Origin of the sequence: Fulvivirga sp. (assembly GCF_040218215.1) — a bacterium.
GTDB lineage: Bacteria > Bacteroidota > Bacteroidia > Cytophagales > Cyclobacteriaceae > Fulvivirga.
On the sequence record NZ_JAVJQL010000004.1, the window covers coordinates 22772 to 45319 of the forward strand.

Consider the following 22548-nt stretch of genomic DNA (forward strand, 5'->3'; position numbering starts at 1 on the left):
AGTCTAAATTTCCTCATCTTCTTCGCCACCCTCAGTGCCTTCATAACCTTCCGGGGAAATCCAAAGGTCAATGGCATCTCCAATACGAACTTGCTGTCCCGGAGCTGGGTGCTGTCTTGTAACGATGATTTTGCTATTACTAGTATCTCCTTCAACAGTAATTAACCCAATTTCAAGGCTTGAACCCAAAATAATGAAACGGGCATTTTCCAAATCTGTATTTACCAGGTCAGGGGCATCAAAGTTGCTTTTGCCATAACCATCACCAACTACAAGGTCAATTACAGAGCCCTTGTTTATCCTGTCACCGGGCTTCAATACTTCACCGTTCTGACTTACTTCAAGTACAAGGTTTAAAAACTGACTTGGTTTATAGGTGATTTGCCCTCGATTCAATTCATTACTTTTTAGCACAGCCTCTGCATTTCTAAGCGAGCGATCAACCAACTCAGGCACAGGTACGGTAGGAGGCGATACTCTATTGATGGAGATAAATATCTTACGACCTTCCTTAACTTTTGATCCTGCCTTTGGGTACTGTTTTAGAATGGTTAGTGGCTCGTATTTTTCCGAATAACTAGAATCGTTCACTTCATATCTCAAATTCCTTTTTACAAGAAAATCATCAATATCATCCATGTGTATCCCTTCCAGATCAGGTACGGTTATAGACTCACCATGATTAGTGAAAGAGGGTAAATAGATATAAAAGAAAAATAGGGTAGACAAGGTGAACAGTGCTATAATAACTAACACACTGATTAAAAAGCCTTTAGGGGTATCAGTACTTATGGGTAGTTTCACCGGATATATTTATTGAGTAAAAATTAACGTCCAAACTTAACTAAATCTTATAAGCCTATAAAACAAATGGGTTTTAAGGTTGATATTGATTCGTAATTCTATGCGCTGCACTTTCTCTCTTTAGCGCAATGTTTATCAACTTACTGATAAGATCAGTAAAGCTGATGCCTCGTTTCTGCCACATCATCGGGAACATGCTACTGTTAGTAAAACCAGGGATAGTATTGATTTCATTGATAAGGATTTCACCACTATCCGTTAGAAACAAATCAACCCTGGCAAAATCATCACAACTCAAGGCCTTATATGCTTTCACTGAAAGTGCCCTGATCATAGCTACAGTTTTATCATCAACCTTTGCCGGCACATGTAGTTCCACAGCATTGGGATCTAGATATTTTGCCTCATAGGTATAAAACTCATAGTTCTTGCTTATAACAATTTCAGCAGGATTAGAAGCTTCAGGAGCCTCATTTCCCATCACTGAGCATTCTAGCTCCCTACCGGTAATATATTGCTCAAACAGAATGGTATTATCAAATTTGAAGGCTTCATCCAGTGCTTTTTCAAAATCAGCCTTTGACTTTACTTTTACCACACCTACAGATGAACCCAGGTTAGCGGCTTTGGCCATAAATGGGAGGCCAAGGGTAGATTCAACATGCTCAAATTTAATTTCAGATTTTTGAGGGTAATCGTAGGTCAGATACTTGCTTACTGGTATTCCTGCGGCTTCTAACAATCGTTTTGTGTAGAGCTTGCTCATGGAAATGGCCGAGCCAAGCACTCCAGTCCCTATAAAAGGTATTTCCATTGATTTTAACAATCCCTGAATGCTACCATCCTCACCATCTGTGCCGTGCAGGACTGGGAATACTATATCTGGCTTAATGAACTCATTATTATTTAGATTTTTAAAACCTTTATTGGAAGTGGAAAGCATCAATGCCAATTGAGGTTGACCGTCAAACTGGTTATCGATGCGGTCTTTTAAAACCCAGTCTCCAGCAGGGGAAATGCCAATGGCTATGGGATCATATTTGTTCCTATCTATATATTCAAAGATATTTTTGGCAGAATTGATAGATATCTGATGTTCAACAGATTTGCCACCATATATGATAGCTACAGAAAGTTTATTGCTCATATGCTAGATGAAATACAGCCAAATATAAATGATTAAATGACCGGAGAAAATAAATTAGTTACTCTTCATTACCCTTCTCGATAATGTAAAGGACTCGCCAACTGCCCTGACAATGTAAATGCCCTGGGGCTGATGACTAATATCAAATTCATAACGTTGGTTAAGGGTATTTTGAGCTCCTGTCGTTGATAGTAAATGACCTGCAGCATCGTATAAATAAAGCCTGACAAATTCTTTCTGAGGGAGGTCAAATACAATGCTAAATCGGCCATCAACAGTAGGGTTTGGAAAGATTACTTCATCAATATTTTGATAAACATCTGTAACATAAACCTGTATGTTGTCCAGATAAATAGGGTTTCCATTTTTGTTGGTTGATACAAATGCGAGCCTTACTTCATCATTTGTGACGTATTGACTAAGATCTATTGTTTCAGTTTGCCAATTTTCCAACGCTGGTGCATTAAAGAAATCTCCTGTAGTTAGGTCTTCCCCAAACTTATTAAAACCTGCTCTAAAGTAATTTTCTCCACAGTCGGTAGAAATATAAAGGGTCAGACCATCTTCATTGCCACCTACACTTGAATAGGCATAGTCAAAAGTTAATGTAGCCTGATTGGCCACCGTGAAATCTATAGAAGGGCTGATAATCCAATCATCGGCATCCATATTTTCATAAATTGTATTGTCAATGGTGAGGAAGCTATTGCCATCACTGCTCTGTACCTCCCAGGTTACTAAGTTGTCATGATTTACAATAATCCAGTCGGAGTTGTCAAAACTTTCAAAAGCTTCTTTTATAGGAAGAAAATCAGTGGCTGTGTCAATAAAGAAGTTGTGACTAAGGTTTATTACTTCTGAAGTGTTGGGTAAATCAATCGCCAATTCAATAAAATGCTCTCCAATACTTAGGTTATTTAGACTAGTGCTGACTTGCGTACTAAAACCTGGAGCTAGTGTTGAAACAAGGTTAAACGTTACAGATTGTGCCGGGCCATTATCTAAAGTGTAATTGACCTCAAATGAATTAATGGGCACCAAACCAGAATTTACTACTTCGAGTAAAAGCTCCTGATTAGGATTGCAAGACAATGGGGAGGGTGCTATAATTTTGTTTTTCACATCATCGATAACCACATTGTCAATATAGAGGTTGTTGCCATATCCATTTTTGGCTATGAAGTTAATTTGTAATGCTTCTTCACCAATGTAGGTGGCAAGGTCAATGGTCTCTGTTCTCCAATGTGTGATTGATGAAGGGGTGAAAAAGCTGGAAGTGCTGTTAACAGTACTTAATTCATTTCCCACTTTATAATAAATAGTATCCGCCTGAGTAAGTGCATTGGCACAATTCGGCCCAACAGTGATCAAAAGCCCTTCATTATCAATGTTAGGATATTTTGCATAAGCAACCTCAAAAGTCAGCTGCGCTGTGGTTTTGTCTGATAAATCGATAACAGGAGATGATAAAAGGTCAAGTTCACCTTCATTTTCATAATTATAGAACTCCATACTTAGTGCCGTATTCCCGGGCTCTCCATTTTCGGCAGGCTTTATTTCCCAGGTAAACACCTCATCAATATTATTAATAGTCCACTGCTCCGGAAACTCATTAAAATCTAGTCGAATCGGGCCAACAGCAGTTTCTGGAAATTCGATATCAGTTTCTTTGATATTGTTGTCAGCATTATTGTCGGCACTGCCATTTACCAATGCCACCTCGAAAGCTAGTTTTTTTGAGCCAGTTCCTAATATCACTTGGCTGCCAAAATCAATTGTTGTGATATCTAGAGGGCCTAGTGTCACATTAGCGCTAATAGTTTCTACAAGCACATCGTCTTCATAGAAATTAACTGAGATCTGATTGATGACATTGCTTCCATAGTTTCTAATTTCAATTTGAGGAGAATATGAATCTCCACAAGCTGTCATGGATGGGTTCGTAATGTTTCTAATACCAAGGTCATTATTCACTACTAATGGAGGCATGGCTCCATTGCTCTCAGTAAGGCTTAATCTTCTCGGGCTATTTTCAAGAACGGTCCTTATTCTGGTCTTCTGATCTTGGGTAAACAAATTCATACACACATCATCAGTGTAGTCCATATAATTCTGGAACATATCAGGTAAGTCAATGGGCTCATCGGTGCAGGTGTTCGGCCCCGGGTAGTTGCATGAGTTGTAATTACCATGATCAGTGCTGGCCCTTGGGGTGTCTTCACAAAAATCATCCTGACTGCAGCCACCATCTCCCCAGATGTGCCTTAGTCCGAAGAAATGACCAATCTCATGCGTGGCAGTTCTTCCCCTGTCATATGAACTTATAACATTTGCATTGGGTACTTTTGTTTTTGAACCAAAAGCACGATAATCTATAACCACGCCATCAGTTAATGAATTATTACTGGCACCATCAAGACCTTCTAAGGTTGATATTGGAAATTGAGCGTAGCCAAGAAAATCACTCCCCAGATTAGTGACCCAGATATTAAGATAATCGTCAGTATTCCAGCTGCTCAAAGACTTAAGGGCATAGTTGTCAGCAAGTTCCCAAACACTTTTATTCCCGTTTATTCTCACAATACCATTAGTAGGAAGACCTTCAGGATCGCGCTGTGCTAATGCAAAGTTGATTTCTATATCTGCCGCTACGGGTTCAAAATCTGCTGGCGTATTAACCTGGTCATCATTAAGTCTTCTAAAGTCCTCATTCAGCACTTCAATTTGAGAAAAAATCTGATTGTCAGGGATGTTCAGACCATCACCAACTTCTTCACCTAAATGTATAACATGAACTACAACCGGAAGGGTAAAGACGGTGGCTTCACCACGTTCATTATACTTCTTTTTATTTTCAGAGATTCTTTTTGATAACCAGTTTTCAAACTGATCTTCAGTACCCAAGTTAGGATACTTCTGCTGCAGCATTTTTTGATATTCAACAGTGGCACAACCACGCTGAGCTTTTACCGATTGGGTGCAAAACAAAAAGCCTGCTGTTAACAGGCTGGTTATTAAAAATCTTATGTTAAGTACTTCTTTCAGCGTTATCAAATTAAAATGATTAACGGCTAAAACTAAAGCATATTGTCAGGAAGCTTGGCATTCGGATCATCGGGCATGGTTATGTTCATGGCCTCAACATGTTTGATCTCAGGTACGGCTTTTTTAATTGCTTCTTCAACACCCGCCTTTAAAGTCATAGTAGACATGGGACATGAACCACAAGCTCCTAAAAGCTCTAGCCTAACGGTCATATCATCGGTAACTTCTACAATTTTTACGTTACCACCATCTGTTTCAAGGTACGGCCTGATACCATCAAGTGCCTTGTCAATTCTTGCTAATAAATCTGGTGCAGTTGTATTAGTTTCCATTATGTGTTCATTTCTACTTTTTTCGTTTGTTCCAGGCTGGCATTTCTAATGGCCACCTGTCTTGCTACTGCTTCTGCCAATTCATTAAACGCATCGGCTGTCAGTCCATCTTTAAGTACAACGGGCATTCCGCTGTCTCCACTTTCCCTTATGCTCTGAACTATCGGTATTTGACCCAAAAACGGAACATTATACTTCTCTGATAAGTTCAGACCACCATCTTTACCAAATATATAATATTTGTTGTCAGGAAGCTCTTCAGGGGTAAAGTACGCCATATTTTCAATAATACCCAATATAGGCACATTGATCTGCGGCTGTCTAAACATTGAGAGCCCTTTACGTGCATCTGCAACAGCAACTTTCTGTGGCGTAGTTACCACAATGGCTCCGGTAACCGGCACTGTCTGCACCATGGTCAAGTGAATATCACTTGTGCCGGGAGGTAAGTCAATTAACAAATAATCAAGCTCACCCCAGTCTGTATCGCTAATAAATTGTCGCAAAGCAGAGCTTGCCATTGGTCCTCTCCACACTACAGCATTATCTGATGGAGCAAGAAACCCTATGGAGATCAGTTTTACGCCATATTGTTCTAATGGGATGATCACATTTTTGCCATTTACCTGCTTTACACCTGGTTGTTCACCTTCGCAGTTAAACATCGTGGGCATAGATGGGCCTGAAATGTCGGCATCGATAACACCTACTTTAGCTCCGGCATTGCTCAAAGCAACAGCTAGGTTAGCCGTAACTGTAGACTTGCCAACACCACCTTTTCCTGAAGAAATGGCAATTATATTTTTTACACCCGGCAGTATAGGTCCATCATTTCTTGTGGAAGTAACATTAGAAGTCATATGCACTTCTACTGCCAATGATTTATCTAAGTGTTCATGAATGGCATCAGTACAATTCTTTTTTATAAGCTCCTTTAACGGACATGCCGGAGTAGTCAGTACAACCGTAAATTTTATTGTATCACTAAATACCTCAATGTCCTTGATCATGTTGAGGGTTACCAAATCCTTTTTTAAATCGGGATCATCAACTGTTGAGAGTGCTTTTAGAACGTCTGCTTCCTTAAATGCCATTTTTCCTTACTTTGTCGTTTCTAATTTGGCCGCAATTTAGCCTTTATGTTTGGGTTTAAGAACAATTGAAATACAAAATAAGTTGAATCCATCTGCATTCTTCCGCCAAAAATTTAACTTTGATTCAAAAACCACTATTGATTTCTAAACAGACCATACAAGCCGTACAAGATAGAGCCGATATCGAAGATATTGTGGGTGATTTTGTGACTTTGAAGAGAAAGGGGAGTGGTAAATACCTTTGGGCCTGCTGTCCTTTTCATGACGAAAAGACGCCTTCTTTTTCAATAACCCCTGATAGAGGTATTTACAAATGCTTTGGTTGCGGAAAATCTGGTGACAGCATTAATTTCATCATGGAGCATGATGGGCTCAATTATATTGAAGCCATTAGGCATTTAGCCACAAGATATGGAATAGAGATCATAGAAGATGAGCAATCCGATGAGCAACTGGCAGAGCAGAATGAGCGCGACAGTCTGTTTATTGTGCTGAATTATGCCAAAGAGTATTTCAAAGAGCAACTAAATACAGACGAAGGTAAGTCGATAGGCCTGAGTTACTTTAAAGAGCGTGGGTTCACCACCAAGACCATTGAAAAATTTGAGCTCGGATATAGTATTGATGCCTGGGATGGTTTTTATCAAGTGGCTACCAAGAATGCGTACAATGAAGATATTCTGGAAAAAGCAGGGCTGATAGTAAGGAAAGATGATGGGAAAAAGTATGACCGTTTCAGAGGAAGGGTAATATTCCCAATCCATAATGTTACCGGCAAGGTGGTGGCCTTTGGTGCCAGAACGCTGAAAAAGGATGATAAGCCTAAATACTTAAACTCCCCTGAGAGTGATGTTTATCATAAGAGTAAAATCCTTTACGGGCTTTATCAGGGCAAGAACGCCATACGCCAGCATGACAACTGTTATTTGGTAGAAGGGTATACAGATGTTACTTCGCTACATCAGTCTGATATTGAGAATGTAGTTTCATCTTCAGGTACTTCTTTGACAGAAGAGCAGATAAAACTCATCAGCAGGTTCTCACAAAACATAACCGTACTTTTTGATGGTGACGCTGCCGGTATTAAGGCTTCATTAAGAGGAATTGATATGATCCTTGAGGCAGGTATGAATGTCCGGGTGGTGGTTTTTCCTGAAGGTGATGATCCTGACAGTTATTCAAAGAAACTGGGAAGCAGTGCTTTCAAAATATATTTGGAGGAGAATGCCACTGATTTTATCAATTTCAAAACTGGACTTTATGCAGCGGAGTCTGCAAAAGATCCGCTGAAACGAGCTCAGTCTATTAAGGAGATTGTAAGCACTATCGCCAAAATACCAGATGGCATCAAGCGTGCAGTATATATCAAGGAGTCATCCAACCTGCTAAGCATGGATGAAAGTGTGCTGGTGGCTGAACTTAACAAAATTCTGATTACTGAGCGGAGGAAGGATGATAAGAAGAGGATAGAAGAAGCAACGGGGGAGAAGTTGCTTGAGGAGCTTATCACAGAAACTGAGATAAAAGGAACGGACTATAATGCACTTGTCAGGATTCAGGAGCGGGAAAGCATCAGGCTTCTTATTAATTACGGATTCAATGAGATTGAAGAAGAGTTTAAACTCTATAACTATCTGCTTGAAGAGCTTGAAGATGTTGAATTTACAACACCTATCTATAAAGAGATTTTTGAAATCTTCAAAAAACATCTTGAAAGCGGTCAGGTTATTGACAGTAAGTTTTTAATTGACAATAGTGAGGGTAAGGTTAAGACTGAAGTGATTGACTTGGTTACTGAAAGACGTGAGATAAGCCCTAATTGGCATGATAAGTTTAAAATTCATATCCCTCATGAAAATGAGCAATTAGAAGCTGTGGTTTATACTAATGTAGCCAGGCTCAAGTTCAGGGTAATCCAAAAACTAATCACCGAGAATTTGGCCAAAATGAAGAGTGCTGAGTCGGAAGAAGAGCAGGACAAGATGTTTAGAATTCATGGCGAACTCAAAAAATCGGAAGTGGAGTTGGCAAAAGTGTTGGGAATTGTTGTTTCCAGATAGCATTCCAGAAACAACAGTTAGCCAAATTTCTTATCTATCAACTTTAACTTCTACAGCAGTAGGTCCTTTAGGGCCCATTTCTACTTCAAAGGTTACCATATTGTTATCCTTAATCTGATCGATTAGGTTATTGGCATGAACAAAAACACTTTCCTGGGTTTCTGAATCTTTGATAAATCCGTATCCTTTAGAGTCGTTGAAGAAGGTTACCACACCTTTTCTTACTTTGTCAGCTTCTGGAAGGTCTTCTCTTTTAGGAGTGTTGATTTCTATACTCTCCGACTTGATTTCTTTTTTCTTGGTAGGATCTGGAGGGGTAGCGGAGATATTGCCGTTCTCATCTACATAAGCAATCATATCATCAAGTGCGCCAGATTTCTCTTGATCTTTCTTCGCTTCTCTTTTGGCAATTTTGTCTTTACGTTTCTTTTCTTTTTTGTTTCTAACTTCTTTTTTGTTGAATGTTTCTTGTGATCTGCCCATATATTGATTTTGTGTTTTGTTAAAAGTGTGGATCAATAAACACCTAAGTGAATAGAAATCCGATTTTTAATTGGATTAAATGATTAAGAAAAGCCGGCCTAAATAGGAAGGATACGCTGTAAAGGTAGCTATTTAATAGCCACCTTAAATATTTTCAACAACATTTATTTTAAATCGTTCCTTAACTTTTAATTAAATAAGATGCACGTAGGGCTAAAGGCTTCGCTTTCTGTCACAAATTTTAACAGTCCGGTTTCAATATTTCGCTCAAAAACAACAATATTATCAGACCTTTCATTGGCTACTAACAAGTATTTATCATCTGGAGTTAGTGCAAAATTGCGAGGCCAGTCGCCTTTGGTAGATTCAAAGCCTACAGACGTTAACTCACCGTTTTCCTGATCAATTGAAAATATGGCAATGGTATTAGGACCTCTGTTTGATGCATAGAGAAATTTTCCATCAGAAGAAATATGGATGTCTGCACTTTGATTTTTCTCCTGGGCATTTTCAGGAAGAGAACTTACAGTGGACGCTATGCTGTATGTGCTGTCAGACTTCACAACCTGCGATACCGTACCATTTAACTCATTCATAACATATATCCAGTCTTGCTCAGGATGAAAGGCTAAATGCCTTGGGCCAGCACCTCCAGCCATTTTTAAAGTTTTCTGCTCTCCAAATTCAAACTTGTCGTTGACTATTTTAGAAAACCACAATTCGTTGGTGCCCAGATCAACTGAAATGACCTCATCGTTTTTGAACCATGCCGAATGGGCATGCGGCCCTTCTTGTCTATCTGTTGTGTCGCTGCCCTCATGCTGCTGTAAATCCAGCAAAGGTAGAATCTCACCTTTATCATTAAGTTTTGAAAGTGCCACATTGCCGCTGGAGTAGTTGGCAGCTAGTATCATGTTATTGACATTGGTAATAATAAAGCATGGATGAATGCCATCTGTTGATGTTCTGTTTATGCTTATTAAAGTATCCTCTTTAATTTTAAAGGACTCCATAGTTCCTTCCTCATTTTCATTAACGGCCAGTAGATATTTATCATCAACAGTAACAGTCAGGAATGATGGGTTTTCTGTTTTGGCAACCAGCCCGGTATTCGTGAGGTTTCCAATAGAATCCATTTCAAACTTGTAGATACCTTCACTTTTGCCTGAAGTGTAAGTACCCACATAAAAAGTGTAAGCCGACTTAGGTTTTACTTCTTCTTTCACTACTTTTTTACAACTGATGACCATTGATAAAATAGCCAATAAAAAGAGAGGATTTTTGATCATAATGCACTTTGTGTTTTTATAAAAAACCAAGATATAAAATTTAATCGACAAGCAATTTGTGGCTTTAACGCAGAAATGGCAATTTTCTTAATAATGTGATAAGTGCCAACTCGCTTATCCAAATTGCAAACGGTTGCGGTATAAATTTTACAAAGCAAACGTATGAATTCTTACTTTTTACCAAATAGTTTTAATAAATTAAGTTCTTAAAGTGAATTATCCAGAAAAATTATATCAATGAAAAACGAAAAACCTAAAAACGAAAAACTTAGCAGAAGAACATTTATTAAGAACTCAGGGATACTTGCTGCCGGTGTAACTATCGTGCCTAGCAATGTGGTTTCTGGCCTTGGTTATGTTCCGCCAAGTGACAAGTTGAATATTGCAGGTATCGGGGTTGGCGGTATCGGTCGCTCTAACCTAAGAAACATGAATACCCAAAATATTGTGGCTTTGGCGGATGTGGATTGGAACTACGCAAACAAAACTTTTAACGATTATCCTAAAGCAAAAAAATATAAGGATTATCGCAAAATGCTTACCGAAATGGATAAGGATATTGATGCAGTAATGATCGGTACTCCTGATCACACTCACTATGTCGCCACTGCCGATTCTATGCGCGCAGGTAAGCACGTTTATTGCCAAAAGCCATTGACACACTCTGTTTATGAGTCTCGTATGCTTACTAACCTTGCCAAGGAAACTGGTGTTGCTACTCAAATGGGTAATCAGGGTAACTCCAGTGACGATATGCGTAAAGTATGTGAATGGATTTGGAATGGTGAGATAGGTGAAGTAACAAAAGTTGATGCCTGGACTGACAGACCTATCTGGCCGCAAGGTCTTGAAAGACCCACAGAGAAAGTTGCTGTGCCAGATACATTGGATTGGGATTTGTTCTTAGGGCCAGCCGCTCATAGACCCTACCATCCTGCTTACACACCATGGAATTGGAGAGCATTCTGGGATTTCGGTACAGGAGCTTTGGGTGATATGGCTTGCCATATTATGGACCCTGTATATAAGGCCTTGGAATTAGGATATCCTTATGCATTTGAAGCTACTTCTTCTCAGGTAAATACTGAAAGTGCTCCTATCGCTGAGAAAGTAACCTATTACTTTAAAGCAAGACCTCAGAAAGGCAAAGTAAATATGCCTGCAGTTGAGTTCAACTGGTTTGATGGCGGATTGAAGCCAAACAGACCTGAAGGTTTGAAGCCAGGTATGTACCCTGGAGATCAAATGGGCTGGGGTGGAGCTATATTCTATGGTACTAAAGGCACATTAATTTGTGGTACTTATGCCATGGATCCATTCATTATCGGAAGAGAAGATAATCCTCCTACTACTACCGGAGAGCTTAGAAGAATACCTAAGGCTATGGAAGGTGGTCATGAAATGGATTGGGTAAGAGCGTCTAAAGAAAAAGCTAAGGACAGGGTAGAAGCTAGCTCAAACTTCTCTTACGCAGGGCCTTTAAACGAGGTTGTTGTTGCAGGTAATCTTGCAGTAAGGCTTCAGGACCTTAGAAGAAGATTGGATTGGGATGCTGAGAACATGAAGATTACCAACATCGGGGACAATGAAGAAATCAGAGTAGTATCTTCTGATAAATTTGAAGTAATTGATGGTAATCCTCGTTTCGATACCAAATACGAAACTATAAATGCGAAACAAGCTGCTGAAAGCTATATTAAGAGAGTTTACAGAGAAGGCTGGAAATATTAATCTAAACAAACTTTAAATATTTGAGAACTATGAAAATTAAATTATTAGTATTTGCATTTGTCTTGTTTATCTTCCAGGCATGTGGATCAAAATCGGGCGAAACTGCAGAATCTACTGATGAGGCAACCACTGAAGAAGAAGTTGTAGAAGAGCCAGTTATGAATGGACTTACTGAAGCTGAAAAAGCAGATGGTTGGATGATGCTATTTGATGGAGAGTCATTTGATGGTTGGAGAGGCTATGGAAAAGATTCTGTTCCTTCTGACTGGAAATTAGACAATGGTAGTATCTATATGGCTGCTTCTGGTAGAGGTGAGGCTGGATCCGAAAATGGTGGTGACATTCTATATGATAAAAAGTTCGGCAACTTTCATTTGAAGTTGGAGTGGAAACTATCTGAAGGTGGAAATTCTGGTATTTTCTACTTAGGACAAGAAACCCCTGAACTTGACTATATCTGGAAAACTGCTCCTGAAATGCAGGTGTTATCTCCAAAGCATATTGACTGGAACTTGGGTAAAGATGGTAACAGAAGAGCAGGTTCTTTGTACGATCTTTATGCTGCTGACCCTCAGAATGTTAAGCCTGATGGTGAGTGGAACCAGGTTGAGATTATCGTTTATAATGGCACAGTAGTGCACAAGCAAAACGGAGAAACTGTTGTGGAATATCACCTATGGACACCACAGTGGAAAGAAGATGTTGCAGCCAGCAAATTTCCTGAGCTGAATCCAAATTGGGCCGATGTAGCTAAAGAAGGTTTCTTTGGACTGCAAGACCATGGTGATGATGTTTGGTTTAGAAACATCAAGATCAAAGAAATGTAATTAAAAATGTGTTGATAATAAAAAAGGCCTCAATTGGGGTCTTTTTTATTATAGGGGTTAAAAGAAAAATATTTCCCTATGAAATTGAAAACATCTTATATACCCGTTGATTGGCCGGATGTATAGAATAGGTGTTAATTTTTCTATCTCCGTTTTTCCAAATTAGATATTCGTTTTTCATGATCTGCATAATTTTCTGCGGTAAATGCCATGAACTCGGTAATATCCTCTTCAAAGCTTTTAAAGGCCTCACTCAATCCTTTAACTCCTTCATGCAGATAAGAAATCTTTGCCTCCATTTGATTCAAGCTTTTACTTATTTTTCTTTGAAATTCTTCGTGGTTTTTCATCTAATACCTATGAAAGTGAATAATATTGAAATTACATATATTAGGCGAATAAAGTTTCACTGAATGTATTAACACCCCATTTGAAGCTATATTAAAACCCTTTTTCTTTAATATAACCTAGACTTTTAGTAATATCTCCAAAAATATCACCGCTTGGTGATTGGTCCTGCTCAACAAAATATTGCTCAAGTCCCGCTAAATCAGCTTTAGCAAAGATTCTTTTCCAGTCAATAATTCCTTCACCCACAGGAGTGAATTGCTTTTCGATATTCATATCCTTAACATGCCATAGAGGAAACCTCCCCGGATGTTTTTCGAAATAGGCAATTGGATCCTGATTAGAAGCGGTCATCCAATACATATCCATTTCAAACCGTACCAAATTCTTATCGCATCTGTCTAATAGCACATCATAGGGTTTCTGGCCATCAAAATCAAAAAACTCAAAATCATGATTGTGATACCCCATGGTAATACCTGCAGATTTAGCCTTTTCTCCGCACATGTTTAGCAAGTCACTGTGTGCCTTATAATCGTCAAGAGAGGTGCGCTCGCTTTCAACAAGGTAATTGCAAACCAGATATTTTTCATTCAGTATAGAGGCCGTTTCCAGAAGTCTGTCAAAATCATTGGTTAAAGGCGTAATGCCGGCATGCAGACTGGTGGATTTTAAACCAAGATCATCCATCATCTTTTTTACCTCTATAGCCGGAATTCCGAAAATATTGCCTTCATTATAGTTCCAGAATTCTAAATCTGTAAAACCCATTTCTGAAAGCTTCTTCAAGGTGCCTTTAAAATCCTTTTCCAGGGCATCTCGAACAGTATAAATGCCAAGGCCATAAGATTTCTGAGCAGCACCAGCACATGATGAAATTAATGAAGGCATCAGTGCCAAACCCAGTGCTGATGATCCTGATATTTTTAAAAAGTCTCTACGTTCCATGATTATAAGTTACGCTTTTTTAGTTGGTCTACCGCATAATGTGCCGCTCTTGCTGTCAGTGCCATGTATGTTAAACTTGGGTTTTGACAGGCTGATGAAGTCATAGCCGACCCATCCGTTACAAATACATTCTGAACTTCATGCAGCTGGTTAAAACCATTGAGCATAGAAGTTTTAGGATCGCGGCCCATCCTGGCAGTACCCATTTCATGTATTCCATAACCAGGAACGGCATCAGTGTCAGTAGTTCTTATATTTTTACCTCCGGCAGCTTCAAGCATCTCTACCTGGGTAACGGCCATATCTTTACGCATGGCAAACTCATTTTCCTTAAATTCAGCAGAAATATGCAACGTTGGTAAACCCCATTTGTCCGTTACATTATAATTTAATTCTACTGCATTGTCCTCATAAGGCAGACACTCACCAAATGCATTGAGGTTCATTTCCCAAGGCCCCGGTTTCATTAGCTCATCTTTAAATTCTGCGCCAAAGCCCAGTTTTCTATTGCCATAGCCCCAGCCTTGTCTGTTAGCACCACCCTGCATACCATAACCTCTTAAGAAATCAGGATGCTTGTCTTTTATATTTCTGAATCTTGGCACATAAATACCATTAGGACGAAAACCATAGTGATATTTATCTTCATAGCCCTCAAAGTCTGCCACTGTATTAACCTGAAAATGGTGATCCATCAGGTACTTGCCTAAAGTCTCGCTTGTATTACCCAGCCCATTAGGGAAGGCATTACTTTTAGAATTGAGCATAATCCAGGTTGAGCCCAGTGTAGAAGCACAAAGGAAAATTACTTTAGCATAATATACATGCGTCTCGCTGGTTTCGGCATCTATAATTCTTACCCCTGACGCCTTCTTAGTATTTTCATCATAAATCACAGACTCAACAATGGAGTTTGGCCTCATGGTTAAGTTACCTGTAGCTTCTGCAGCGGGCAATGTAGAGGCATTGCTACTAAAATAAGCTCCATAAGGACAACCTCTGCTGCAAAGACTTCTGTATTGACAATTAGCTCTGTTATGAATCGGCTTGGTAAGGTTGGCGGTGCGACCAATGGTCATCATCCTGTCAGTCCAGTTTTCTTCTATGGCAGATTTTACTTTCTTCTCCACACAAAACATTTCCATTGGAGGCTGAAACTTGCCATCTGGCAATTGGGCTAAACCCTCGTTCTGTCCACTGATACCTGCAAATTGCTCTACGTAGTCATACCATGGTGCAAGGTCTTCATATCTTATAGGCCAGTCCACTGCTATTCCATCCTTGGCATTTGCCTCAAAATCCATAGGAGACAGACGATAACTTTGGCGGCCCCAGGTCAGGGATCTGCCACCTACATGGTAGCCACGGTGCCACCTGAATTCTTTATCAGCAGGGTTGGTGTATGGATTTTCTTTATCGTTAACAAAAAAGTGCTTTGTGCTTTCATCAAAAGCATAGGTCTTTTTTTGTACATAGTACTGCTCTTTTATTTCCTCCGTCTCTTTGCCACGGTGATCAAATTCCCATGGCGCTTTGTTCATTGTAGGATAGTCCTGAACATGCTTAACATCCCGGCCTCTTTCCAGCACTAATGTCTTTAAACCTTGTTCGCACAATTCTTTTGCTGCCCAACCACCTGAGATTCCTGATCCTACCACGATGGCATCAAATTGATTTTCTTTTGTTTTCATACGTGATTACCTACTATTAATTTTTGCCCTTCTTTCAAGTCATTGCACCCTTCCAACCTTGCAGGTATTGGCACATAATCTAAATGTTGTGTCATTATCTCTTCTGAAGTAAAATACCCCAGTAGCGTCAGCTCTTTAATTTTTGTAAAGAACGGCTGACCACCAGCATGTGGGTCATATTCATAGTCCAACGTTTTTTCCTGTAATATCTGAAGTACTTTAGCCTTGCTCTCATCGCTGAGTGAGCCAAAGTTCTTGCCTTCTAATTTGTTGCTTTCAGCTTCAACTTCAATAAGTCCATCGGTAAACATGGCTTGCTCTTCTTTGGACAGACAGCTGCCAACCATATGATCAATAAAAACATCAACACCAACGTCTAATGCCCCGGGTGTAGCGGTTTTAGGCAATATTTTATCACATATGTCTGCGACTAAAATAGCCTGATCTTCATTAAAAAACCCCGGGATATATCCCAATTCCTTCTGTGGTACACAACCATCTAAAATACTCATGATCACAGGGGAACTCACGGCAATACCGAGCATCATTGAAGTTCGCTTTATTGCTTCTCTTCTATTCATCTATCTATAATGAGGGGTGATTTAATACAAGCCTAAAAGATACGAACATATACCTTTTGGTCAAAAAAGCTTAGATTCAAAGATTAGACAAATATGACAAAAGGTATGCTAAAAATGGGAATGGTCGGAGGTGGCCCTGGCTCAATGATTGGTGATATACATCGGTTAACTGCTGAAGCTACAGGCAAAACCAAGTTAGTGTGTGGAGCCTTTAGTTCTGATCTCCATAAGAGTCGGCAGAAAGGAAACGAGTTAGGTCTGGATATGAATAGGGTTTATGCTAGTGTTGAAGAAATGATTGATAAAGAATTACAATTGCCCGAGGGTGAGAGAATGGATTTTATAGCTATCACTACACCAAATCACTTGCATGTGGCTGCTGCTAATTTGGCGTTGAAGTCAGGGTTTCATGTAATGTGTGATAAACCACTTTCCATTAATTATCAGGAAGCACTCGAATTAAAAAAGGTAGTTGACCAATCTAAGATGAAGTTTGGAATGACTTACACCTACCGAGGTTATGCAGGTATATTGAAGATTAAGGAATTGATTGAATCAGGGAGAATAGGTGATATCAGAAAAATAAAGGTTGATTATACTCAGGGATGGTTAACGGAACTGATTGAAGATCAAGGTCAAAAACAAGCCAAATGGAGAACAGATCCTAAATTTTCAGGGCAGGGCGGCACCATAGCTGATATAGGCACGCATGCCTTTAATATGGCAGAATATCTGGCCGGATCTAAGGTGACTGAAATAGCAGCTGATGTTTCAATTTTAGTAAAGGGCAGAAAAATTGATGATGATGCTAATGTCTTATTAAGGTATGAAAATGGCATTAAGGGAATATTATCTGTAGGGCAAGCATGTGCCGGTGAACTGAACTCATTTATCGTTAAAATATATGGTAGTAAAGGAAGTCTTCATTGGACCAATGGGCATTCTAATATTATCGTTTTTAAGGGTCTAGAAAATTCCGAAGAAATCTATATTGAAGAGTCAGTTGTTGATCTTCATGAAGCAATTAAACTATTGCCTGACGGGCATGATGAAAGCTTCCTAAAAGGATTTTTAAACCTTTATAATCTGTTTTTTAAAAGTATTGAAGATGATACTGTAGCTGAAATTCCAAATATAAAGGATGGTGTTAGAGGTATGTTATTCATAGAAAAAGCTATTGAGTCCAGTAATAAAAATACTTTTGTAACACTTTAAAAATCAGCAACTATAGCAGTAGGCTTTTATCTATTTTACTTTTGAGTTTAATAGTAAACGTTGTTCCCACACCCAGTTCACTGTCTACTATGATAGAACCCCCTAAGGTCTCGACTTGGTTTTTGACTAAGTATAGACCCATGCCTTTGCCTTCAACATGGAAATAGAATCTTTTATAAAGACTAAATAATTTTTCACCATCCCGATCCATATCTATTCCAAGACCATTGTCAGCAAAGGTTAGAATGATATCGTCTTTTTTCTTTTCGGTTTTAATTTCAAGCTTGGCAATACGATCTTCATGCCTATATTTTATGGCATTGCTTATCAGGTTATGAAAGATGTTCTCGATGTAAAGTGATAATGAATAAATCTCACTTGCTCCGGAGAAGTCAGCAGATAGGACTACCTGATTCTTGATGACCTCATGTCTTAATGTTTTTTTAACCTTATCTAAGATTGTGTCAAACTTAACAGTTTCAAGAACTTTACTTCCTGGATTTTGGATCAAAAGCACGTGACTCATGTCATCAATAACTTCATTTAAATCTTTTGAAGCGTTAATCATTAGTTTAATAACACCTTCCTTTTCTTGCTGATTTTCGGTTTTATCAATCAAATAACCAAGGCCTAAAAGTCTGGCAATTGGAGCTCTGAGGTTATGAGAAATAATATAGGCAAACTGTTCCAGTTTATTATTTTGACTTATTAGTGCCTTGTTGGAGTTTTTGAGTTCAATATTTTGCTCAACTAGTTCAGCGGACAATTCTTCATTTTTTATTAGAAGTTTAGTTTGTTGTTCTTCAATGATATTTTTAGAATTTACCAATTCTTCATTCTGCGAACTGATCTCCTCGTTCTGAGCCGTAATTTCTTCATTCTGAGCTAAAATCTCATCAGTTCTTTCCCTTACAAGTCGCTCTAGCTTTTCATTTTGCCCTTCTAAGATTGTGGCTTTTTCCTTTTCTGAATCTGCCAACTGTCTCTGATACATTATTGATTTAACACTTTGATGTGCAGCATAAACCAAGGTAGGAATGGTAATAACAAACAGCAGGATCTGCAGCCAATAGGAGTACTTTATAGCATTATTAAAATCAACCTTTGCCTGTTCTTCAATTTCATTTTCAAATACTCTGATCTTACTAGAAAACTGGTCAGCAGCTAACCAGACACTATAACCTCGATCCTCTGCCACTAGTTGTTTGGCTGAATCTATTTTAGAATTTGATATAAGAAGTCCAATCTGATCTACTAAGAAGAAATAGTCCTCAACTTTTTTGTCCAAAACCTTTAATTCGGTTGTTGGATAGCCTTGATTTTTAAGATTTCTATATAGAAAGGATATAGAATTATTCATCATTTCTAACGCATTGATCTTAGGCTCTTCATACATGTAAGCAGAATCGGTAATAATATATGCTCTGATACCAAGATCAAGTAAATGAAGCGATTGCTTTATTTGTTCCGCATTTAGCTTTACCCCTTCAGCAGAAAGAATGGTTTTCTGATTCTCCTCAATTCGCTTCCCATTCTCATACATGATAATAGTATTAGCAAGCATTAGGATACCAATAATAGAAACTATCCAATAAAGTCTTTTGTTATTTCTCAAGCAGCGTAATTAGTTAAGTATTCAATAATAATCTTTTTTATCCTTAAAATGTTTAACAAATTAACTAAATATTATAAATGAATTGAACTAAAACCTTGATGAACAAGCTTATGTTATTATTCTAAAACCAGTTCTTCTTTTTAAAATAATACAGCATTCCCCCGAAGATAGCTAACATAAGTCCCCACACATAGAAATAGCCATACTCCCAGTGGAGTTCAGGTATATTATCGAAGTTCATTCCGTATATACCCGCAATAAAAGTAAGAGGAATGAAGATCGTGGCAATAACGGTAAGTACTTTCATCACTTCATTCATCTTATTACTCACGCTTGTCATGTACATGTCCATTAAACTGGCAGTAAGATCACGATAGGTTTCTAGAGTTTCAATTACATGTATGCAATGATCATATACATCTGAAAAATATCTTTCAGTCTCTTTTTTAATAAATGGATATTCGCCTTTGTATACTTTGCTAATGGCCTCTCTAATTGGATAAACTGATTTCCTTAGAAAGATCAGTTCCTTTTTTAGGCCTTGGATTTTCTTTAAGGTTTTCTGAGAAGGGTCGAGGAATACTTCATCCTCAAGTGCCTCAATTCTTTCTCCCAGGTTTTCGAGAATGAGGTAATAACTATCCACTATCGTATCTATCAGTCTGTAAAATAAATAGTCAGCTCCTCGTTTTCTAGCCTTACTTTTAGGGTCGTTCTTGAGCCTGTTGCGGAGGCCGTCAAATAAGTCTCCTTCCTTTTCTTGAAACGAGATGAGGAAGTTTTTACCTAAGATAAAACTCATTTGCTCATAAATGATATTTTCTCCTTTGAGCGCATTGAGGGTTTTTAGTGTAAAGAATATATAATGATCATAATCTTCAATTTTAGGACGCTGATCAGGGTTTAGCACATCTTCCAATACAAGTGGATTGATTTCAAAGTGTTCCCCGACCTTTTCAACAAGGTTTACATTGTGCAAACCATCAATATTTAACCAGTTTACCTTAAATTCAGAGATATGGGATAATGCATCTTCAGCTTTCAGAAATATAGCTTCATCAAACTCAGTATCATGATAATGGATGAGATCAATGGTTGACTTATCGGTTATTTTTTCACCTAAGTGAATTAACTGACCCGGGGGTAATCCAGCTGTCTTTGTTGCAGTACCACTTCTTGGAAAAACAAGCTTTGGTAAATTTGTAAGGTCAGGTAAGTTAAAATGCATAATGGCTATTTTTTGTCTTTATAGACGATAGTTCTGTAAGGGAAAGGTATTTCTATTCCTTCTTTATCAAACCTCTCTTTTATCGATTTGTTTAAATCACATTTCATGGCAAAACCATTCGTAGGGGAGCTTGCCCAAACATAGCCCCTCAGATTTACAGAGCTATCACCAAAATCAATAACCCTTACCAACACCGCAGGTTTATTTTCTTCAATATCTGTTTCGCTTCTTCTATCTAAAAAGAAGGGGTGCTTCTCAGCTTCTTCCTGAATGATTTTAATGGCCAGATCAATGTTCGAATCATAAGAAATGCCAATGGCAATATACATACAGGTTTCACCTTCATTTATCGATGAGTTAATGATAGTTTCATTGCTTATTACTGAATTAGGAATCACTATCCTTCTATTTTCATAATTTTTAATTACAGTGTGTCTAAGTGTAATATCCTCAACTTCGCCTGTCATATTATTGCTTATAGCTATATGGTCACCAACCCTGAAGGGTTTGAAAATGACTAGGAAAATACCAGTGATGATGTTTGAAAATGCTGACTGAGAAGCAAAACCAATAATAGCGGCAAAAACACCGGCACTGGCAAAAAGCGTAACACCATAGGCCTTTAGTTCAGGGATGCGATAAAAAACAATCATTATAGCAACGATGAACACAATGAAGCTGACCGCATTCTTAAAAAAATTGTATTTGGTAGGATCTACATTGAGTTTTGCCGAGGCTGCGCGCACAAACCTGTTAAGTGCATACCTTAAAATTTTTGAAATAATAAAAGCGACTGCCAGGATAATTAGTGATGTTACTATGTGATTAAAGGCAATAGAATTAGTGTCCATAGTTAGTTTTGAATTCGGAAAGAAAGATACGGTTTTATTCAATATTCAAACAAAAGCCAAAAAAAAATATTGACCTCGGTTAGTTCTACTTTGTCATGTTTCATGAGATTGCATTAGTATATTCAGCAATACATCAGGGCTTTAACTTAACAAAGTGGGAATAACACCAAATCCTTTGAATTATTCATATGCCACCTTATTTGAAATAAAATCAGGCTAAGATTAAATTATTTTGATTAGGAAATATTCTGTCAGTATTATTGTAACTCACTTGTCAGGATGGCCCTTAACTTAAAAGAAATAAAATCGCCCATAGCTTCTGAGATGGAGGAATTTGAAAAAAAATTCCGAGCATCGATGAAAACCAAAGTTCTGTTATTGGACAAGATTATGGGCTATATTGTAAAGCGCAAGGGCAAGCAAATGCGGCCAATGTTTGTTTTCCTTAGTGCCGGCACCTGCGGGCCAATTCAAGAGTCAACGTACCGTGGGGCATCTTTAATAGAGCTTTTGCACACCGCCACATTGGTGCATGATGATGTAGTTGATGACGCTAATTATAGAAGAGGGTTTTTCTCTATCAATGCCTTATGGAAGAACAAGATTGCAGTATTAGTCGGTGACTACCTGCTTTCCAGGGGGCTTTTACTTTCTGTTGAGCATGAAGATTATGGGTTGCTGAAAATTGTTTCTACTGCAGTAAAGGAGATGAGCGAAGGGGAATTACTGCAATTTGACAAAGCACGTCACCTTGATATTAATGAGGACGTCTACTATGAAATCATCCGTCAGAAGACAGCTTCTTTAATAGCTTCTTGCTGTGCTGTAGGCGCCAGCTCAGTCAATAGTGATGCGGCTACTGTTGAGCGTATGCGCCTTTTTGGTGAAAAAGTAGGCATGGCTTTTCAGATCAAAGATGACCTTTTTGATTATGGTGATGAGGAAATTGGCAAACCATTGGGCATAGACATTAAAGAGAAAAAAATGACCCTTCCTTTGATAAAAGCACTTAGCCTTGCCCCGTGGCTGGAGAAGAAAAGGATTATCAATATTATCCGTAATCATTCTGAGAATAACAAGAAGGTAAAAGAAGTTATTGATTTTGTGAAAAAGTCCGGTGGTCTGGAATATGCTAAGGAAGTGATGAAAAAGTACTTCGATGAAGCCATGGATATTTTAGACACCTTTGAAAACTCAGTCTATAGAAACTCACTTTCCCAGTTGGTAAGGTTCACCATAGAACGGACGAAGTAATTATT

Annotated in this window: 19 protein-coding genes; 5 read left to right on the forward strand and 14 right to left on the reverse strand. The window is 38.5% G+C overall.

All coding sequences use genetic code 11. The features are described 5' to 3' along the window. Positions 1 to 3: 3 nt before the first annotated feature. From RIB54_RS01135 to RIB54_RS01155, 5 genes are all read right to left on the reverse strand, one after another. Positions 4 to 804 carry a PASTA domain-containing protein gene (locus RIB54_RS01135; protein ID WP_350065059.1) on the reverse strand — a complete coding sequence of 267 codons (801 nt, stop codon included), beginning with the start codon at positions 802 to 804 and terminating at the stop codon, positions 4 to 6. A gap of 73 nt (positions 805 to 877) precedes the next feature. Further along, the gene (locus tag RIB54_RS01140; protein ID WP_350098915.1) at positions 878 to 1951 is read right to left on the reverse strand and encodes a D-alanine--D-alanine ligase family protein; all 1074 of its coding nucleotides are present in this window, start codon (positions 1949 to 1951) and stop codon (positions 878 to 880) included. 54 nt (positions 1952 to 2005) lie between these two features. Next, positions 2006 to 5005, reverse strand: a complete 3000-nt coding sequence (locus RIB54_RS01145; RefSeq protein WP_350098916.1) for a T9SS-dependent choice-of-anchor J family protein — start codon at positions 5003 to 5005, stop codon at positions 2006 to 2008. Positions 5006 to 5028: 23 nt separating this feature from the next. Next, positions 5029 to 5328, reverse strand: coding sequence for a NifU family protein (locus tag RIB54_RS01150; protein WP_350065065.1), 300 nt, complete (start codon positions 5326 to 5328; stop codon positions 5029 to 5031). After that, the gene (locus RIB54_RS01155; RefSeq protein ID WP_350098917.1) at positions 5328 to 6422 is read right to left on the reverse strand and encodes an Mrp/NBP35 family ATP-binding protein; all 1095 of its coding nucleotides are present in this window, start codon (positions 6420 to 6422) and stop codon (positions 5328 to 5330) included. Before RIB54_RS01155 ends, RIB54_RS01150 begins: the two co-directional genes overlap by 1 nt. A gap of 137 nt (positions 6423 to 6559) precedes the next feature. Here RIB54_RS01155 and dnaG point away from each other — a divergent pair, with 137 nt between their 5' ends. Beyond that, positions 6560 to 8482, forward strand: a complete 1923-nt coding sequence (dnaG, locus tag RIB54_RS01160; protein WP_350098918.1) for a DNA primase — start codon at positions 6560 to 6562, stop codon at positions 8480 to 8482. Positions 8483 to 8512: 30 nt separating this feature from the next. Here dnaG and RIB54_RS01165 read toward each other — a convergent pair whose 3' ends face one another. Both RIB54_RS01165 and RIB54_RS01170 read right to left on the reverse strand, forming a co-directional pair. Beyond that, on the reverse strand, positions 8513 to 8965 hold the full coding sequence (locus RIB54_RS01165) for a cold-shock protein (protein WP_350065249.1): 453 nt from the start codon (positions 8963 to 8965) through the stop codon (positions 8513 to 8515). 188 nt (positions 8966 to 9153) lie between these two features. Next, positions 9154 to 10254, reverse strand: coding sequence for a lactonase family protein (locus RIB54_RS01170; RefSeq protein WP_350098919.1), 1101 nt, complete (start codon positions 10252 to 10254; stop codon positions 9154 to 9156). Between the two features lie 237 nt (positions 10255 to 10491). On the opposite strand from RIB54_RS01170, the gene RIB54_RS01175 reads away from it, so the two are divergent. Further along, positions 10492 to 11985: a glycoside 3-dehydrogenase gene (locus RIB54_RS01175; RefSeq protein WP_350065253.1), complete on the forward strand. Its 1494-nt coding sequence runs from the start codon at positions 10492 to 10494 to the stop codon at positions 11983 to 11985. A 29-nt stretch (positions 11986 to 12014) separates the two neighbouring features. Beyond that, entirely contained in the window at positions 12015 to 12812 is a 798-nt protein-coding gene (locus tag RIB54_RS01180) for a 3-keto-disaccharide hydrolase (protein ID WP_350098920.1), read from the forward strand. 143 nt (positions 12813 to 12955) lie between these two features. Here the strand turns inward: RIB54_RS01180 and RIB54_RS01185 are convergent, their stop codons facing one another. The 4 genes from RIB54_RS01185 to RIB54_RS01200 all read right to left on the reverse strand — a co-directional run bounded on the left by RIB54_RS01185 (position 12956) and on the right by RIB54_RS01200 (position 16380). Then, on the reverse strand, positions 12956 to 13111 hold the full coding sequence (locus RIB54_RS01185) for a hypothetical protein (protein WP_350065257.1): 156 nt from the start codon (positions 13109 to 13111) through the stop codon (positions 12956 to 12958). A gap of 142 nt (positions 13112 to 13253) precedes the next feature. Continuing rightward, positions 13254 to 14108, reverse strand: coding sequence for a sugar phosphate isomerase/epimerase family protein (locus RIB54_RS01190; protein WP_350098921.1), 855 nt, complete (start codon positions 14106 to 14108; stop codon positions 13254 to 13256). Positions 14109 to 14110: 2 nt separating this feature from the next. Next, a complete protein-coding gene (locus tag RIB54_RS01195; RefSeq protein WP_350098922.1) occupies positions 14111 to 15799 on the reverse strand; it encodes a GMC oxidoreductase in 1689 nt (562 codons plus the stop codon). Then, on the reverse strand, positions 15796 to 16380 hold the full coding sequence (locus RIB54_RS01200; RefSeq protein WP_350098923.1) for a gluconate 2-dehydrogenase subunit 3 family protein: 585 nt from the start codon (positions 16378 to 16380) through the stop codon (positions 15796 to 15798). The genes RIB54_RS01195 and RIB54_RS01200 overlap by 4 nt, the downstream gene beginning before the upstream one ends. A gap of 93 nt (positions 16381 to 16473) precedes the next feature. Between RIB54_RS01200 and RIB54_RS01205 the strand changes: the two genes are divergently transcribed. After that, positions 16474 to 17595 (forward strand): Gfo/Idh/MocA family protein, encoded by a 1122-nt coding sequence (locus tag RIB54_RS01205; protein ID WP_350098924.1) that lies wholly within the window; start codon positions 16474 to 16476, stop codon positions 17593 to 17595. Between the two features lie 10 nt (positions 17596 to 17605). On the opposite strand, the gene RIB54_RS01210 is transcribed toward RIB54_RS01205, so the two are convergent. From RIB54_RS01210 to RIB54_RS01220, 3 genes are all read right to left on the reverse strand, one after another. Continuing rightward, on the reverse strand, positions 17606 to 19210 hold the full coding sequence (locus RIB54_RS01210) for a sensor histidine kinase (RefSeq protein WP_350098925.1): 1605 nt from the start codon (positions 19208 to 19210) through the stop codon (positions 17606 to 17608). 121 nt (positions 19211 to 19331) lie between these two features. After that, positions 19332 to 20438 (reverse strand): magnesium/cobalt transporter CorA, encoded by a 1107-nt coding sequence (gene corA / locus RIB54_RS01215; RefSeq protein ID WP_350098926.1) that lies wholly within the window; start codon positions 20436 to 20438, stop codon positions 19332 to 19334. A gap of 5 nt (positions 20439 to 20443) precedes the next feature. After that, positions 20444 to 21289, reverse strand: coding sequence for a mechanosensitive ion channel family protein (locus RIB54_RS01220; RefSeq protein WP_350098927.1), 846 nt, complete (start codon positions 21287 to 21289; stop codon positions 20444 to 20446). A 279-nt stretch (positions 21290 to 21568) separates the two neighbouring features. Between RIB54_RS01220 and RIB54_RS01225 the strand changes: the two genes are divergently transcribed. Further along, complete coding sequence (locus RIB54_RS01225; protein WP_350065272.1) at positions 21569 to 22543, forward strand: polyprenyl synthetase family protein; 975 nt, start codon at positions 21569 to 21571, stop codon at positions 22541 to 22543. Positions 22544 to 22548: the final 5 nt, after the last annotated feature.

Bases quoted from the DNA above. Each gene is read 5' to 3' on its own strand.
- RIB54_RS01140 (WP_350098915.1), bottom strand. From the start codon at position 1,951: ATGAGCAATAAACTTTCTGTAGCTATCATATATGGTGGCAAATCTGTT.
- RIB54_RS01150 (WP_350065065.1), bottom strand. From the start codon at position 5,328: ATGGAAACTAATACAACTGCACCAGATTTATTAGCAAGAATTGACAAG.
- RIB54_RS01155 (WP_350098917.1), bottom strand. From the start codon at position 6,422: ATGGCATTTAAGGAAGCAGACGTTCTAAAAGCACTCTCAACAGTTGAT.
- RIB54_RS01165 (WP_350065249.1), bottom strand. From the start codon at position 8,965: ATGGGCAGATCACAAGAAACATTCAACAAAAAAGAAGTTAGAAACAAA.
- RIB54_RS01170 (WP_350098919.1), bottom strand. From the start codon at position 10,254: ATGATCAAAAATCCTCTCTTTTTATTGGCTATTTTATCAATGGTCATC.
- RIB54_RS01175 (WP_350065253.1), top strand. From the start codon at position 10,492: ATGAAAAACGAAAAACCTAAAAACGAAAAACTTAGCAGAAGAACATTT.
- RIB54_RS01180 (WP_350098920.1), top strand. From the start codon at position 12,015: ATGAAAATTAAATTATTAGTATTTGCATTTGTCTTGTTTATCTTCCAG.
- RIB54_RS01185 (WP_350065257.1), bottom strand. From the start codon at position 13,111: ATGGAGGCAAAGATTTCTTATCTGCATGAAGGAGTTAAAGGATTGAGT.
- RIB54_RS01190 (WP_350098921.1), bottom strand. From the start codon at position 14,108: ATGGAACGTAGAGACTTTTTAAAAATATCAGGATCATCAGCACTGGGT.
- RIB54_RS01195 (WP_350098922.1), bottom strand. From the start codon at position 15,799: ATGAAAACAAAAGAAAATCAATTTGATGCCATCGTGGTAGGATCAGGA.
- RIB54_RS01200 (WP_350098923.1), bottom strand. From the start codon at position 16,380: ATGAATAGAAGAGAAGCAATAAAGCGAACTTCAATGATGCTCGGTATT.
- RIB54_RS01205 (WP_350098924.1), top strand. From the start codon at position 16,474: ATGACAAAAGGTATGCTAAAAATGGGAATGGTCGGAGGTGGCCCTGGC.
- corA (WP_350098926.1), bottom strand. From the start codon at position 20,438: ATGCATTTTAACTTACCTGACCTTACAAATTTACCAAAGCTTGTTTTT.
- RIB54_RS01220 (WP_350098927.1), bottom strand. From the start codon at position 21,289: ATGGACACTAATTCTATTGCCTTTAATCACATAGTAACATCACTAATT.
- RIB54_RS01225 (WP_350065272.1), top strand. From the start codon at position 21,569: ATGGCCCTTAACTTAAAAGAAATAAAATCGCCCATAGCTTCTGAGATG.